This is a genomic window from Micromonospora sp. RTGN7 (genome assembly GCF_033804645.1).
In the GTDB taxonomy this organism is placed as follows: Bacteria; Actinomycetota; Actinomycetes; order Mycobacteriales; family Micromonosporaceae; genus Micromonospora.
Genome location: NZ_JAPZLF010000011.1, coordinates 1 through 15919, shown reverse-complemented (window position 1 = coordinate 15919; position 15919 = coordinate 1). Strand labels below are relative to the sequence as shown.

Sequence of the window (15919 nt, the reverse complement as noted above, 5' to 3'; positions counted from 1 at the left end):
ATGGCCCCAGCCCTCGCACTTTCAGAGAAAGCGTGGCCATCCGCCGCCTCATAAGCACTCTTTCTCCGAAAGTGCACGCACGGCACGGCGTGGGGTGGGGGGTCAGCGGGGGGTTAGTTCTTTGGCCAGGAGTTCGGCGATCTGGGCGGTGTTGAGGGCGGCGCCCTTGCGGAGGTTGTCGCCGGTGATGAAGAGGTCAAGGGCGCGCGGGTCGTCGACGGCGCGGCGGATCCGGCCCACCCAGGACGGGTCGGTGCCGACGGCGTCGATCGGCATCGGGAATTCCCCGGTGGCCGGGTCGTCGACCAGGATCACGCCGGGGGCATTGCGCATCGCCTCGCGGGCGCCTTCGGCGTCCACCTCGGTGCCGAAGACCGCGTGCACGGCCACGGAGTGGCCGGTCACCACCGGCACTCGGACACAGGTCGCGGAGACCTTCAGGTCGGGCAGCCCGAGGATCTTGCGCGACTCGTTGCGCATCTTCAGCTCCTCGGACGACCAGCCGCCGTCGGCGAGCGAGCCGGCCCAGGGCACCACGTTGAGCGCCAACGGGGCGGGGAACGGCCCCAGTTCGTCGCCGACGGCCTGCCGTACGTCGCCCGGGCGGGAGCCGAGCGCCCGGTCCCCGGCGATCTTGCCGAGCTGGAGGTGCAGGGCGTCCACCCCGGCCTGCCCCGCCCCGGAGACCGCCTGGTACGAGGCGAGCACCAGCTCGCGCAGGCCGTACTCGCGGTGCAGCGGGGCGATCGCCACGATCATGGTGAGGGTGGTGCAGTTGGCGTTGGCGATGATCCCCTTCGGCCGGTTGCGCGCCTGCTCCGGGTTGATCTCGGGGACGACCAGCGGGACGTCGGAGTCCATCCGGAACGCCCCGGAGTTGTCCACCGCCACCGCGCCGCGGCTGACCGCGATCGGTGCCCACTGCGCGGAGACGTCGTCCGGCACGTCGAACATCGCCACGTCGACGCCGTCGAACGCCTCCGGGGTGAGCGCGGCGACGGTCAGCTCCTCGCCCCGGCAGCGCACCTGCCGCCCCACCGACCGAGCGGATGCGAGCAGCCGGATCTCGCCCCAGACGTTGCGCCGGGACGAGAGCAGCTCGCACATCACGGTGCCGACGGCACCGGTCGCCCCGACCACGGCAAGGGTGGGCAGCGACGGCACGGCCGCTACCGCCCTGTCCCCGCGTACACGACGGCTTCGGAGTCGCCGCCCAGGTCGAAGGCGTCGTGGATGGCCCGGACCGCCTTGTCGAGGTCAGTGTCCCGGCACACCACGGAGACCCGGATCTCGGAGGTGGAGATCATTTCGATGTTGACTCCGGCGGTGCCGAGGGCGGCGAAGAAGCCGGCGGCCACGCCCGGGTGCGAGCGCATGCCCGCACCGATCAGCGAGACCTTGCCGACGTGGTCGTCGTAGAGCAGGCCCTTGAACTTGACCGGTTCCTGGATCTTGTTAAGCGCGGCCATGGCGGTCGGGCCGTCGGCCTTCGGCAGGGTGAAGGAGATGTCGGTGCGGCCGGTGCCCTCGGTGGAGACGTTCTGCACGATCATGTCGATGTTGATCTCGGCACCGGCGACGGTGTCGAAGATCCGCCCGGCCGCACCCGGCTCGTCGGGCACCCCGACGATGGTGATCTTCGCCTCGCTGCGGTCGTGAGCGACCCCGGTGATCAGTGCCTGTTCCACAGCAAGGTCCTCCATCGATCCGGTGACCATCGTGCCGGTGTTGGTCGAGTATGACGAACGGACGTGGATCGGCAACCCCGCGCGCCGGGCGTACTCGACGCTGCGCAGGTGCAGCACCTTGGCGCCGCAGGCGGCCAACTCCAGCATCTCCTCGTAGGTGATGTCGCGGATGTGCCGGGCGTTGGGCACGATCCGCGGGTCGGCGGTGAAAATGCCGTCGACGTCGGTGTAGATCTCGCACACGTCGGCGTGCAGCGCGGCGGCCAGCGCCACGGCGGTGGTGTCCGAGCCGCCCCGGCCCAGCGTGGTGACGTCCTTGGTGTCCTGCGAGACGCCCTGGAAGCCGGCCACGATGACCACCGCGCCCTCGTCGAGCGCGCCCTTGAGCCGCCCCGGGGTGACGTCGATGATCCGCGCCCGGCCGTGCACCGACGTGGTGATCACGCCGGCCTGGGAGCCGGTGAACGAGCGGGCCTCGTATCCCAGGTTGTGAATGGCCATGGCAAGCAGCGCCATGGAGATCCGCTCGCCCGCGGTGAGCAGCATGTCCAGCTCACGGCCCGGCGGCAGCGGGCTGACCTGGTTGGCCAGGTCGAGCAGTTCGTCGGTGGTGTCACCCATCGCGGAAACCACCACGACCACGTCGTCGCCGGCCTTGCGGGCGGCGACGATCCGCTCGGCCACCCGCTTGATCCGCTCGGCGTTGGCGACGGAGGATCCGCCGTATTTCTGCACCACGAGTGCCACGACGGCGCACTCCCTCCCAGCGTCCCTGAGCGTGCCGACGCCGCCGGGGAACCGGCCGGCGGCGCGTATCAGACCACATGAGGGTATCCGGCGGCCCGCGCGGCCGGGTCAGGTGATCCCACCATCCGGCCCGCGCGGGTCGGTGCGGCGGCCGTCCCACCAGGTCGGCAGGGGGTACGCGACACGCCGGCCGAACCGGCGTCGCACGGGCCCCCCGGCGGGGGCGGCACACCGCAGAATGACCCGGTGCATGCCCACCTCCGCGTGGCCCGGCGCCTGGCCGGCGTCCTCACGCTCACCCTGCCGGTCCTGCTCGTCGCCTGCGCCGGCAACCAGCCCACCGCTTCGACCTCGCCGGTGCAGACTGATCCCGTGCCCGCCGTCCTCGACGCCGCCCGCGACGAACTGGCCGCCCTGGCCGCGGCGGCCCAGGACCGGCACTTCACCGCCCGGTACACCCTCACCGGCGACGGACCGGATCGCACGATCGTGGTGACCAGCGCGAACGACGACACCTGGCGGGTCGACGTCCCGGGCGGCGCGCTGGGCGGTACCGCGGACGTGTCGCTCGCCGCCACCGCCGACGGGCTCTTCCAGTGCGCCCTGCCCTCGCCCGGCCGGCCGGAACCGGCCAGCTGCGTCCGCCTCGGCGACCCGACCGACGCGGTCCCGCGCCGGCTGGACCCCCGGGTGCAGCACCCGTTCACCGACTGGCTGGAGGTCCTCACCGACCGGCGGGCCCCGCTGGCGGTCTCCCCGGCCCGGCCGCCCACGGGGGCCACCGGCGCCTGCTACTCGGTCGATTCGACCTCGGCGTCGCTGAACGCCCCGCTGGACGTCGGGATCTACTGCTACGCCCCCGACGGCACGCCGACCGCGGTGCGGATTGTGGTCGGCACCCTCGTCCTGGCCGGGGCGGTCGGGCCGGCCCCGTCGACCGTTGAGCTGGCCGGGCCGGTGACCGGTGGTGAGCCGCTCGGCGTCGCCGCACCGAGCCCGGGCGAGTCGTCCGCCGGCCCGGACGGGTCAACGCCCGCAGGCGCGGAAACGCCCTGAGGGTTAGCCCGTTACGGGTGCTTTCTGCCACATTTTCCCACCCCACCAAGGGCGCAAAATGCCCGATACGGGACTCTTGCCCCATGGCCGACCTCACCCCGCTGCTCGCGTTCCGTTGGAGCCCCTGGGCGTTCGACCCGGCCGCCACGCTGACCCCCGCCGAGGCGGACTCGCTGCTGGAGGCGGCCCGCTGGGCACCCTCCGTCGGCAACGGCCAGCCGTGGCGATTCGCCCTCGGGCACCGCGACGACGAGACGTACAAGCGGGTCCTGGCCAACCTGCCGGCGGCCGAGCAGCGCTGGGCCCGGCACGCCGCCGCCCTGCTGCTCGGCGCCCACCTGGACGCCACCGGAGGCCACCGGTCGGAGCACACCGGGCGAGAGGCGTACGACCTGGGACAGGCGGTGGCCCACCTCACCGTGCAGGCGACCTCGCTCGGCCTCTACGTACGCCAGCTCGTCAGCTTCGACCACGCCGGGCTCGCCGGCGACCTGGAACTGCCCACCGGGGTCCGCCCGCTGGTGGTGGCGGCGGTCGGTCGGCTCGGCGACCCGTTCAGCCTGCCGGAGGAGCTACGTCGCCGAGAGACCGGCCTGCGCCGCCGACGCCCCCTGGCTGACCTGCTGCTGCGCTGAACCGGGCGGGGCGGGGCGGGCAGGAGTGGCCAGGAGGGGGGCGGGATCGGCGCGGCAGCCGAGTGCGGCGGCTGCGACACCGATCTCATACTCCGGACCGATCTTTCCACTCCCCACCTCATCACGTAGGGTCACTCTGTTATGTGGCGGGCGCACCTTCTCCTTGGTCGCCGCGACGGGGCCTGACCGGCCGGCACCCCGTCGCGGAGTCGAACCGCGCCGTCCAGCACATCCGAACCCTCCTCGGCCCTTCGCGCCGACCCGGCATCGTCGCCGACCTTCCGATTGCTGACGCCACATGTTCAGGGGAGCACTCCGTCATGGCTCAACCCAGCAGCACCACCGACGCTGACACCGATCCGTTCGCCCGGCAGCGTCCCAGCCGGATGCCGTACCACCGTTACCAGCCGTACCAGGAGCAGTTCCGGGTCGACCTGCCGGACCGCGCCTGGCCGACCCGGCAGGTCGAGGTCGCGCCCCGCTGGTGCGCGGTCGACCTGCGCGACGGCAACCAGGCCCTGATCGACCCGATGTCGCCGGAGCGCAAGCGCCGGATGTTCCTGCTGCTGGTGCAGATGGGCTACAAGGAGATCGAGGTCGGCTTCCCGTCGGCCAGCCAGACCGACTTCGATTTCGTACGGCAGCTCATCGAGCAGGACCTGATCCCCGACGACGTGACCATCCAGGTGCTGACCCAGTGCCGTGAGCACCTCATCGAGCGGACCTTCGAGTCGCTGCGCGGCGCGAAGCGGGCCATCGTGCACTTCTACAACTCGACCTCCACCCTCCAGCGCCGGGTGGTTTTCGGGCTGGAGCGCGACGGCATCACCGACATCGCCACCTCCGGCGCGCGGCTCTGCCAGAAGTACGCGGAGATCCACACCCCGGACACCGAGATCTACTACGAATACTCTCCGGAGTCGTACACGGGGACCGAGCTGGAGTACGCGCTGGAGGTCTGCACGGCGGTGATCGAGGTCATCCAGCCGACGCCGGACCGGAAGCTGATCATCAACCTGCCGGCCACCGTCGAGATGGCCACCCCGAACGTGTACGCCGACTCGATCGAGTGGATGCACCGGCGCCTGCCCCGGCGGGACAGCCTGGTGCTGAGCCTGCACCCGCACAACGACCGGGGCACCGGCGTGGCCGCCGCCGAGCTGGGCCTGCTGGCCGGCGCCGACCGGATCGAGGGCTGCCTCTTCGGCAACGGGGAGCGCACCGGCAACGTCGACCTGGTGACGCTGGGGCTCAACCTCTTCTCCCAGGGCATCGACCCCATGATCGACTTCTCGCGCATCGACGAGGTCAAGCGGGCGGTCGAGTACTGCAACCAGCTCCCGGTGCACGAGCGCCACCCGTACGCGGGCGACCTCGTCTACACCGCCTTCTCCGGCTCCCACCAGGACGCGATCAAGAAGGGCTTCGACGCCCTGCACGCCGACGCCGCGGCGGCCGGTGTACCGGTCGACCAGCACACCTGGGCCGTGCCGTACCTCCCGATCGACCCGAAGGACCTGGGCCGCACCTACGAGGCCGTCATCCGGGTCAACTCGCAGTCCGGCAAGGGCGGCGTGGCGTACATCATGAAGAGCGAGCACCAGCTCGACCTGCCGCGCCGGCTCCAGATCGAGTTCTCCGGCGTGGTCCAGCAGGTCACCGACCACGACGGCGGCGAGGTCGCCCCGGGCACCATGTGGGAGATCTTCGCGGGCCACTACCTGCTCGACCACCAGCCCGACCCGACCGTCACCCTGGCCGGCTACACCATCGGCACCGCCGACGGCAAGGTCGAGATCGAGGCCCGGGTGGGCGTCGGCGGGGAGGTCCGGGAAATGGCCGCCGTCGGCAACGGCCCCATCGACGCCTACGCCACCGCGCTCGGATCGGTGGGCGTGCCGGTACGGGTGCTCGACTACCACGAGCACGCGCTCTCCGCCGGCGGGGACGCCCAGGCCGCCGCGTACGTCGAGTGCGAGGTCGACGGCCGCACCGTGTGGGGCGTCGGGGTGGACGCGAACATCGTCACCGCCTCCGTGAAGGCGGTCACCAGCGCCGTCAACCGCGCCCGCGCCTGAGGTGTAAGGAGGGGCCCCTTGTTAACGCATTCTGCGTAGCAGGGGCCCCTTCCTACTCCGAGCCGGGCGTCTCGCGGGGCGGCCGGTGGATCAACAGCCCGGCCAGCACCGCCCCGGCCAGCAGCAGCCCGGCGCACCAGGCCATCGCGCCGCGGAACGCATCGGTCAGCGCCGCCTGCTGCTCGTACCCGGTGCCGCTGAGGCCGACCAGCAGGGGCAGCGCGGCCACCGCCAGCAGCCCGCCGGCCCGGGACGCGGCGTTGTTGAACCCGCTGGCCACCCCCGCGAACCGGTCCGCCACGGCGGCCAGCACGGAGGCCGTCAGCGGCGCCACCACCAGGGTCAGGCCCAGACCGAACAGGGCCACCCCGGGCAGCACGTCCGTCCAGTACGACGCACCCGGCCCCACCCCGCGCAGCAGCAGCAGGCCGAGCGCGGCCACCACCGGGCCGACGGTCAGCGGCAGCCGGGGGCCGATCTTCGCCGACAGCGCCCCGGCGCGCGACGAGCCGACCAGCAGCAGCGCCGTCATCGGAACGGTGGCCAGGCCGGTGAGTAGCGGCGACCAGCCGACCACGTTCTGCAGGTAGACGGCGAGGAAGAAGGTGAATCCGCCGAGCGCCGCGTACACCACCACGGTGAAGACGTTCAGCACCGAGAAGAGCCGGCTGCCGAACAACCCGGTGGGCAGCATGGCGGTGTCGCCCCGACGACGTTCCAGCAGCACGAACGCGACGACGGCGAGCACCCCGACCAGCGCCGACGCCAGCACCGGCAGCGAGCCGCCCCGGGCCGGCGCGTCGATCAGGGCGTACGTGACGCCGCCCAGGCCGAGCGCGCCGAGCAGCGCGCCGGCCACGTCGAACCGGCGGCGTCCCGATCCGGTACGCGAGGCGTCGGAGTCGCGGCTCTCGGGCACCCAGCGGCGTGCGGCCAGCACCACCGGCACGGCGAGCGGCAGGTTGATGAAGAAGATCCACCGCCAGGAGAGGGCATCGATCAGCCAGCCCCCGACGAGCGGGCCGAGCGCGGTGGAGACCCCGGCGAGCCCGGACCAGGTACCGATGGCCCGCCCCCGGTCGTCGGGGTGGAAGCTGGACTGGATCACCGACAGCGAGCCCGGGGTGAGCAGCGCACCTCCGGCACCCTGGAGGAATCGGGCCGCGACCAGCCAGCCGGTGCCCTGGGCCAGGCCGCACAGCGCCGAGGCGACCGCGAACCACACCACGCCGAGCAGGAACACCCGCCGTCGTCCGAACCGGTCGCCGAGCGCCCCGCCGAGCAGCACGAACGCGGCCAGCATCAGCAGGTACCCGTTCAGGGTCCACTGAAGACCGGCCACCGTGGCGCCGAGGTCCGCGCCGAGACGGGGCAGTGCCACATTGACCACGGTGCTGTCCAGGAAAACCATGCCGGAGGCGAGGATCGCGGCGAGCAGCGTCCCCCGGGCGGCGGGGGTGCCCAGCCGGAGCACGGGCGCGGATGCGGGTTCGGTCACGAAAAACTATCTTCCTCCGGTCGATTTGCCGGACGCCACGATTCATGGAAACGGTGTCGGGGTACTGTGCGCAATCGCCGGAAGCCCGCAAGCTGGAGAGGTGTCGTCTGTGCGTACCAGATCAGGACATCGCGTGGCCTTGGCGGCCGCGCTCGCCGCGACGCTCGCCGTCGTGGCTGCCGGCTGCACGTCGGTCAACGAGCCCGAGGCCCCACCCAGCGGCGGCAGCGGTGGCAACGTCGGCGAGCTGCTCGGCCAGCTGACTGTCGCGAGCGCCGGCTCGATGAAGGGCTACAGCCGGGACCACTTCCCGCACTGGCGGGGCACCGGGAAGAACTGCGACGTGCGCGACAGCGTCCTCAAGCGGGACGGTGAGGACATCCGGCTCTCCGGTTGCAACGTGGTCGCCGGCCGCTGGGAGAGCGTGTACGACAGCCGAACCTTCACCGACCCCTCCGGCGTGGACATCGACCACACCGTCCCGCTGGCCAACGCGTGGCGCTCGGGCGCCGACGAGTGGGACGACGCCAAGCGGGGCGACTTCGCCAACGATCTGACGAGGCCGCAGCTCTTCGCGGTTTCCGCCTCCTCCAACCGGGCAAAGGGTGACCAGGACCCGTCCCAGTGGAAACCGGCGAACCGGTCGTACTGGTGCCAGTACGCCGAGAACTGGGTGACGGTCAAGCACCACTGGCGGCTGACGGTGACCAGTGCCGAGAAGTCCGCCCTGACCGACATGCTGGAGGGCTGCACATGGGCGAGCAAACCGTGACGGGGAACGGGGCGGTGACCGGGAACGGGGCGGGCGAGGGGGCCACCACGGCCGGGATGACCGCGGACGGTGCCCCGGCGGGCCCGGCCGACGTCTCGGGCGCCGGGATGTCCGCCGACGCCGGGACCCCCGGCGCGGTCGCCCCGCCCACGGGCGGCGGGGCGCAGAGCCGTACCGCCGACATCGTGCCCGGTCCGGGCGGCGTGATGACCGACGAGGTCGGCGTGGTGACCGGCGAGCTGACCCTGCGCACGGAGCACACCGAAGGCCAGGTCGTCCTCCGCGTGCAGTACCGGGAGGCCGACGAGTGGTACGCCGTCACCGGCGGCAGGGCCTCGCTGACCGACCCGGCCGGGCTGGACGCCGTACACACGATCGCGGTCGGCCTGCTCCACCGCCCGGAGGGCTGACCTGGCCGGGGCCCGGCCGGCGTAGCTCACGCCGACGGGGCCCCGCGCTCACACGTAGGAGCCGGGCTCGGTGGGGGCGGAGACGACGGCGGGGGCCTCGCCCTCGCCGTCCGGCCGGACGATCTGGGCGCTCACGTTGTGCCGGCGTAGCTCGCCGGTGGCGATCGGCTCGGCGAAGTGGCAGGCGACCCGGCTGCCGCCGATGTCCCGCAGCGCCGGCCGCTCGTCGGCGCAGCGGGTCGGCTGGGCCCACGGACAGCGGGTGTGGAACCGGCAGCCCGACGGCGGGTTGGCCGGCGAGGGCAGGTCGCCGGCGAGCAGGATGCGCTCCCGCCGATCCTCCACGTCCGGGTCCGGCACCGGCACGGCCGACATCAGCGCCCGGGTGTACGGGTGCAGCGGCTCGTTGTACAGCCGGTCACTCGGCGCCTCCTCGACGAGCGCGCCCAGGTACATCACGCCGACCACGTCGGAGATGTGCTTGACCACGGCGAGGTCGTGCGCGATCACCAGGTAGGTCAGGCCGAGGTTGTCCTGGAGCTCGTCGAGCAGGTTCACCACCTGGGCCTGGATGGAGACGTCCAGCGCGGAGACCGGCTCGTCGGCGACGATCAGCTCGGGGCCGAGCACCAGGGCCCGGGCGATGCCGATGCGCTGCCGCTGGCCGCCGGAGAACTCGTGCGGGTAGCGGGACAGCGCCCAGCGGGGCAGTCCCACCGCGTCGAGGGTCTCGCCGATGAGCCGGCGCCGGTCGGTGCGGTCGGTCCCGATGCCGTGGGTCTGCAACCCCTCGGTCAGGATCGACTCGACGTTCTGCCGGGGGTCCAGGCTCGACATCGGGTCTTGGAAGATCATCTGCATCCGGCGGCGCATGGTGCGCAGCTTCCCGGCCGGGAGCGTGGTCAGCTCGACGCCGTCGAAGCGGACCTCGCCGCCGGTGGGTGGGGTGAGCTGGAGCAGCGCCCGGCCCAGCGTGGACTTGCCGCAGCCGGACTCGCCGACCAGCCCGTACGTCTTCCCGCGCGGGATGCTCAGGTCGACCCCGTCGACGGCCTTGACGTGGCCGACCACCCGGTCGAGGAGCAGCCCGCGCTTGATCGGGAAGTGCACCTTCAGGTCGCGGACCTCGACGAGGAATTCGCTCTCGGTCACGGCTTCTCCTCCTCGCGCGGGGCGGGCACCGGGCCCGCGGTCGCGGCGTCGGCCACCGGGGCGGTCGCAGCCGGGGTGGCGCCCGGGGGCACCGCGCCGGGAACCGGGGCCGGATTGACGCACCGGTAGCTGCGGCCGTCGTGGGCGAGCACCAGCTCCGGCGGCTCACCCACGCACTCGTCGATCCGGCGGGTACAGCGCGGGGCGAAGGCGCAGCCGTCCGGCCAGGTCAGCACGTCCCGGACCGAGCCGGGGATGGGGTTGAGCCGCTCGCCGCGCGGGGCGTCCAGACGCGGCACCGAGCTGAGCAGACCCACGGTGTACGGGTGGCGCGGCTCACGGAACAGCGGGCGGCGGCGGGCCGTCTCCACCACCCGGCCGGCGTACAGCACGTTGATCGTCTCGCACAGCCCGGCGACCACGCCCAGGTCATGGGTGATCATCACGAGTGCGGTGCCGGAGTCGCGGACCAGATCCTTGAGCAGCTCCAGGATCTGCGCCTGGATGGTGACGTCCAGTGCGGTGGTCGGCTCGTCGGCGATCAGCAGTCGGGGCTGGCAGGCCACCGCCATGGCGATCAGGGCGCGCTGCCGCATACCGCCGGAGAGCTGGTGCGGGTACTCCTTGAGCCGGCGACGCGGGTCGGGGATGCCGACCCGTTCGAGCAGATCGGCGGCCTCCTTCTTGGCCGCCTCCCCCCGCATCCCCCGGTGCCGGGTCAGCACCTCGGTCACCTGCAACCCGATCGGGATCACCGGGTTCAGCGAGGAGAGCGGGTCCTGGAAGATCATCGCGACGTCCCGGCCCCGGATGTCCCGGCGGGACCGTTCGTCGAGCTGGAGCAGGTCCGTGCCGTCGAAGACCGCCTTGCCGCCGACCCGCAGGCCGGGCTGCTTGGGCAGCAGGCCCATGATGGCCAGCGAGGTGACGCTCTTGCCGCAGCCGGACTCGCCGACCAGGCCGACCACCTCGCCCGCGTCGACGGCGAAGGAGACCCCGTCGACGGCGTGCACGGTGCGCTGACCGCGCCGGGAGAAGGTGACGGAGAGGTCGTCCACTTCGAGCAGTGCCATTATCGGCCTTCCGTTCGCGACTGCGGGGCTCGCAAGCTCACTCCTCGCGCTTCACACACGCGGCCATCCGTTCGCGACTGCGGGGCTCGCAAGCTCACTCCTCGCGCTTCACACACGCGGCCATCCGTTCGCGACTGCGGGGCTCGCAAGCTCACTCCTCGCGCTTCACACATAACCCGCCCTACTTCCGCAGCTTCGGGTCAAGAGCCTCGCGCATCGCCTCGCCGAGCAGGGTGAAGCCGAGCGCGGTGACGATGATGGCGAGGGCGGGCAGGACGGCCAGCCGGGGCGCGGCGTCGAGGTAGCGCTGCGCGTCGGCGAGCATCACGCCCCACTCCGGGATGGACGCGTCGTTGTTGCCGAGGCCGAGGAACGAGAGCGCGGCAGCCTCGATGATCGCGGTCGCCAGGGTCAGCGTGGCCTGGACGATCACCGGGGCGAGCGAGTTCGGCACCACGTGGGCCAGGGCGATCTTCGGCTTCTTCACGCCCAGCGACGTCGCGGCGAGCACGTAGTCGCTGTTGGACTGGGAGATCATCGAGCCGCGCAGCAGCCGGGCGAAGACCGGCACGGAGACCACGCCGACCGCGATCATCACGGTGGTCAGGCTGGAGCCGAGCAGCGCGGCGATGCTGATCGCGAGCAGCAGGCTCGGCATGGCCAGCAGCATGTCGACGAAGCGCATGAGGACGTTGTCGAGGGCCCGGCCCCACTTGCCGCCGAGGCCGGCGGCGGCGCCGGCGACCCCGCCGATCAGCGACCCGACGGCCAGGCCGATCAGCGTGGAAATCACACCGACCAGCAGGGTCTGCCGGGCACCCACGATCATCCGGCTGAACTCGTCGCGACCGATGTGGTCGACGCCGAACCAGTTCTCCGCCCGGGGGCCCGGGAAGTAGCCGATGTTGTCCCGGATCTCGCCCTTCCAGAGCTGGGCGTCCGCCGGGTACGGCACGAGGAACGGGCCGACGATCGCGACCAGCAGGAACAGGACGAGGATCACCGCGCCGACGATGGCGGCCGGGTTGCGCCGCAGCCGGTTGAACGCCTCCCGCCAGAGGCTGACGCCGCGCTCGTCGTCGCGGGCGGCCAACTCGGCGAGCCGGTCGATCTTCTCGCGCTTCTTGCCCGTGATGCTCGTCATCGCACCCTCACCCTCGGGTCGATCACGCTGTAGGAGAGGTCCACCAGGAGGTTCACCAGCACGTACACCACCGCGATGATCAGGATGAAGCCCATCAGCACGGGATAGTCGCGCTGGCTGATCGCCTCGGCGACGAATGCCCCGATGCCGCTGAAGGCGAAGACGGTCTCGGTCAGCACCGCCCCGGAGAGCAGGCCGCCGGTGAGCAGGCCGATCGAGGTGACCACGGGCAGCATGGCGTTGCGCAGCACATGCCGGGTGCGGACCGTGTTCTCGGTCAGCCCCTTGGCCTCGGCGGTACGCACGAAGTCCTCGTTGAGCACCTCCAGCACGCTGGCCCGGGTGATCCGGACGATGATCGCCAGGGGGATGCTGGCCAGCGCGAGGCCTGGCAGCACCAGGTGCCAGAGCGCGTCGGCGGCGGCGTCCCACTCCCGGGTCATCAGCCCGTCGAAGACGAAGAAGTTGGTGATCCGGGTCGCCCCGAGGGTCGGATCCTGCCGGCCGCTGGACGGGAACCAGCCGAGGTTCTCCGAGAAGATCGCCTTGAGCACGTACGCCAGGAAGAAGACCGGGATGCAGATGCCGATCAGCGATCCGCCGACCGAGAGGTGGTCGAGCAGTCGGCCCCGACGACGGGCGGCCAGGTAGCCCAGCGGGATGCCGAGCCCGATGGCAATGATCATGGCCATCACGGTCAGCTCCACCGTGCCGGGGAAGCGCTCGACGAACTCGGTGACGACCGAACGCTTGGTGGAGGTCGACGTGCCCAGGTCCAGCTTGATCAGCCGACGGACGAACCGGCCGTACTGCACCAGGATCGGCTCGTCGAGGCCGAAGTTGCGGCGGATGGCGGCGCGCATCTCCGGCGTGCCGCGCTCACCCAGGATCGCGGTCTCAGGACCGCCGGGCAGCCGGCGTAGCCAGATGAACAGCAGGAGGGAGAGCCCGAACAGCGTCGGTATCAGCTGGAGCAGGCGTCTGATGATGAACCGGAACACGGCGGCCTCGGAGGGGGTGCGGAGGGGTGCGGGCGAGCACCGTGGTTACGGTGCCCGCCCGCGTTCCTTGCGTCAGGTCAGGACTTGAACTCGGCGGTCGCGAACCGCTCGTCGGTGAGCGGGCTCGCCTTGATCCCGGTCACGTCCTTGCCGAACACGATCGCCGGGGGCGAGTGCGAGATCGGCACACCCGGCAGGAAGTCCATGATCGCCTTGTTCAGCGCCTTGTACTTCTCGATCCGGGTCGCCGGGTCGGCGGTGGAGTCCGCGTCCTTGAACTGGTCGAACAGGGCCTTGTTGGTGAAGCCCCACTCGTCCTTCGGCCGGTCGAAGAAGGTGCCGATGAAGTTGTAGGCGTCGCCGTAGTCACCGGTCCAGCCGAGGAAGTGGATGTCGTGCTTGGCGCCCGAGGTGGTGGCGTTCAGGTAGTCCGGGCTCCACTTCAGCGGGATGGCCTGGACGTTGATGCCGACCGCCTTGAGGTCCGCCGAGAGCAGCTCGAAGATGTCCTTCGGGTTCGGCATGTACGGCCGGGTGACCTCGGTCGGGTAGTGGAACCGCAGGGTCAGGTTCGACGCGCCCGCCTCGGCCAGCAGCTGCTTGGCCTTCACCGGGTCGTAGCCGTACTTGGTCACGTCGCCGTTGAAGCCCTCGACGGTGTCCGGCATGAAGTTCACGCCGACCTTGGCGCCCGGGGGCAGCTTCGAGTCGACCAGCGCCTGGCGGTTGAGCGCGTACGCGATCGCCTGGCGGACCCGGACGTCGGCGAGCTTCGGGTTCCCCTTCTGGTTGAGCGCCAGGTAGAGGACGTTGAACGCCGGGCGGGTGAGCACGTTGAAGCCCTCGGACTTCAGCGGCTGGACGTCGGCCGGGCCGACCAGGTCGTACCCCTGGATGTCGCCGGAGCGCAGCGCCTGCTTGCGTGCGTTCTCGTCCGAGATGGTCTTGTAGATGATGGTCTTCAGCTTGGCCTTGTTGCCGGCGTAGTCGTCGTTGCGCTCGATGGTGAGCGTCTTGTTCGCGACGTCCCAGGCCTTGAACTTGAACGGGCCGGTGCCGGTCGGGTGCTCCATCGCGTACGCCGGGTACTTGATGTCCTCGGCGGTGCCGCCGACGTTACTGGCGTCGTACTGCTGCAGCGCCTTCGGGCTGTGCATGGAGAACGAGGGCAGCATCAGCGCGGCCGGGATCTTGCTGGAGACCCGGGTGAACGCCAGGTCGACCGTGGTGGCGTCCTTGGCGGTGCAGGACTTGAAGAGGCTCGGCGGCAGGTCGGAGCTCTCGTTCTTGGCGAAGCCGCCCATGACGTCCTGCCAGTACGCGGTCACGTCCGGGCTCTGCATGAGGCCCTTGGCGTTGTACCAGCGGTCGAAGTTGGCGCAGACGGCCTCGGCGTTGAACTCGGCGCCGTCGTGGAACTTCACGCCGGAGCGGAGCTTGAACGTCCAGGTCGTGCCGGCGGCGTCGGGGGTCCAGGTCTCGGCCAGACCCGGGGTGACCTTGGTGCCACCCTCCTCCGGCCGGACCAGGGTCTCGAAGACCTGACGGGCCACGCGCAGCGACTCACCGTCGCTGGCGAAGCTGGGGTCGAGGACCTTCGGGTCGCCGGCTACGCCGAAGACCATGGTGTCCTTCTTACTGCTGCCGGAACTGTCATCGCGGTTGCTCTCGGCGCAGCCTGCTACCGCGAGGGCCGCGACCGCGACGGCCGCGATTGCGACCTTCGGCCTGGGTGCACGCATGGGTGCTTCACCTCGTCCTTGGGGGTACGGACATCGTGGTGACAGGGGTCACCGATGGGCGTGACCTTAGCGGTCGTTCCGACCGCCGGGAAACCGCCGGGAAGGCTGTTGGTATCGGATCGTGTCTTTACCCGTGCGCCCCGTTCGCGGCGGCCCTACGGAGTGCCGCCAAAGCGGGGATTTGTGCGGATTCATAGATGCGAACTTGTTACATCGATCGTCACCCCGGTCCGACCACATGTCAGACACCCGCAGTGGATCAGGACGCCGCGAGGAACGACGGCCGACGTGCTTGCGCCGGCGGCGAATGCGGGATCGGGATCAGGATCCGGAACGGGAGGGAGTTGGGACGGCGGTCACGGTCGGACAGGTCGGCAGTGGCTCGACCTGCACGGTGGGTTCCGCCACCGCCGGGTGGCGGAACGTGATCCGGTGGCACCGCGTCAGGACGCCGGGCAGCGGACCCGGGCCGTGCCCCTGGGAGTCGTGCAGGACCACCGACAGGTCCGGCGCCCGGTGGATCTCCCACACCTCCGCGCCCATCTCGTCGGCGATCGCCCGGACACGGTCGTCGGTCGGGGGCATCGCCCCCGTGGCGAGCACCGCGTCGGCGTACTCCCGCGCTCGCTGTGCCAGCGCCGCCTCGGCCCGCGCCTCGCCCGCCCGGCTGGCCTCCCCGTGCTGCCGCGCCTTCACCTCCAGCCACACCGCCCCGCCCCCGAAGGCAAGGAGCAGCAGGGCAGTGAGGACCACCGGCGCCAGGGGCTTCCGCTCAACCGGCCGCCGTTCCACAGCCACCTCCCGCTGCCCGTGGGCGCCGCGCCCCGGGGCGCGGGGCCCCCGGGACGGGGTCAGTGGTTAACCCCCCCGGGCACTCGGGCGGGGACCGCGGGGGGCGAACTGTCCCGCCCCCGGTCGCTCGG

14 protein-coding genes are annotated in these 15919 nt (G+C 71.3%); 5 read left to right on the top strand and 9 right to left on the bottom strand.

Annotated features, from left to right (window positions below; all coding sequences use genetic code 11):
• Positions 1-102 precede the first annotated feature (102 nt).
• Both SNR22_RS17715 and SNR22_RS17710 read right to left on the bottom strand, forming a co-directional pair.
• On the bottom strand, positions 103-1164 hold the full coding sequence (locus SNR22_RS17715) for an aspartate-semialdehyde dehydrogenase (RefSeq protein ID WP_320067709.1): 1062 nt from the start codon (positions 1162-1164) through the stop codon (positions 103-105).
• 5 nt (positions 1165-1169) lie between these two features.
• A complete protein-coding gene (locus SNR22_RS17710) occupies positions 1170-2435 on the bottom strand; it encodes an aspartate kinase (RefSeq protein ID WP_320067708.1) in 1266 nt (421 codons plus the stop codon).
• 246 nt (positions 2436-2681) lie between these two features.
• Between SNR22_RS17710 and SNR22_RS17705 the strand changes: the two genes are divergently transcribed.
• The 3 genes from SNR22_RS17705 (at position 2682) to leuA (ending at position 6204) form a co-directional block, all read left to right on the top strand.
• Positions 2682-3491, top strand: coding sequence for a hypothetical protein (locus SNR22_RS17705; protein ID WP_320067707.1), 810 nt, complete (start codon positions 2682-2684; stop codon positions 3489-3491).
• Between the two features lie 83 nt (positions 3492-3574).
• On the top strand, positions 3575-4126 hold the full coding sequence (locus SNR22_RS17700; RefSeq protein ID WP_320067706.1) for a nitroreductase family protein: 552 nt from the start codon (positions 3575-3577) through the stop codon (positions 4124-4126).
• Between the two features lie 320 nt (positions 4127-4446).
• A complete protein-coding gene (leuA, locus tag SNR22_RS17695; RefSeq protein ID WP_320067705.1) occupies positions 4447-6204 on the top strand; it encodes a 2-isopropylmalate synthase in 1758 nt (585 codons plus the stop codon).
• Positions 6205-6256: 52 nt separating this feature from the next.
• On the opposite strand, the gene SNR22_RS17690 is transcribed toward leuA, so the two are convergent.
• Positions 6257-7702, bottom strand: a complete 1446-nt coding sequence (locus SNR22_RS17690) for an MFS transporter (RefSeq protein WP_320067704.1) — start codon at positions 7700-7702, stop codon at positions 6257-6259.
• 133 nt (positions 7703-7835) lie between these two features.
• Between SNR22_RS17690 and SNR22_RS17685 the strand changes: the two genes are divergently transcribed.
• Positions 7836-8474 carry an HNH endonuclease family protein gene (locus SNR22_RS17685; protein ID WP_320067703.1) on the top strand — a complete coding sequence of 213 codons (639 nt, stop codon included), beginning with the start codon at positions 7836-7838 and terminating at the stop codon, positions 8472-8474.
• Positions 8456-8884: a hypothetical protein gene (locus SNR22_RS17680; protein WP_320067702.1), complete on the top strand. Its 429-nt coding sequence runs from the start codon at positions 8456-8458 to the stop codon at positions 8882-8884. The genes SNR22_RS17685 and SNR22_RS17680 overlap by 19 nt, the downstream gene beginning before the upstream one ends.
• Before the next feature lie 48 nt (positions 8885-8932).
• Here the strand turns inward: SNR22_RS17680 and SNR22_RS17675 are convergent, their stop codons facing one another.
• The 6 genes from SNR22_RS17675 to SNR22_RS17650 all read right to left on the bottom strand — a co-directional run bounded on the left by SNR22_RS17675 (position 8933) and on the right by SNR22_RS17650 (position 15749).
• Positions 8933-10036 carry an oligopeptide/dipeptide ABC transporter ATP-binding protein gene (locus SNR22_RS17675; protein WP_320067701.1) on the bottom strand — a complete coding sequence of 368 codons (1104 nt, stop codon included), beginning with the start codon at positions 10034-10036 and terminating at the stop codon, positions 8933-8935.
• Positions 10033-11109, bottom strand: a complete 1077-nt coding sequence (locus SNR22_RS17670) for an ABC transporter ATP-binding protein (protein ID WP_320067700.1) — start codon at positions 11107-11109, stop codon at positions 10033-10035. The genes SNR22_RS17675 and SNR22_RS17670 overlap by 4 nt, the downstream gene beginning before the upstream one ends.
• A 181-nt stretch (positions 11110-11290) precedes the next feature.
• A complete protein-coding gene (locus tag SNR22_RS17665; protein ID WP_320067699.1) occupies positions 11291-12253 on the bottom strand; it encodes an ABC transporter permease in 963 nt (320 codons plus the stop codon).
• Entirely contained in the window at positions 12250-13254 is a 1005-nt protein-coding gene (locus tag SNR22_RS17660) for an ABC transporter permease (RefSeq protein WP_320067698.1), read from the bottom strand. Before SNR22_RS17660 ends, SNR22_RS17665 begins: the two co-directional genes overlap by 4 nt.
• 77 nt (positions 13255-13331) lie before the next feature.
• Positions 13332-14996, bottom strand: coding sequence for an ABC transporter substrate-binding protein (locus SNR22_RS17655; RefSeq protein WP_320067697.1), 1665 nt, complete (start codon positions 14994-14996; stop codon positions 13332-13334).
• 321 nt (positions 14997-15317) lie between these two features.
• The gene (locus SNR22_RS17650) at positions 15318-15749 is read right to left on the bottom strand and encodes a hypothetical protein (RefSeq protein ID WP_320067696.1); all 432 of its coding nucleotides are present in this window, start codon (positions 15747-15749) and stop codon (positions 15318-15320) included.
• Positions 15750-15919 lie beyond the last annotated feature (170 nt).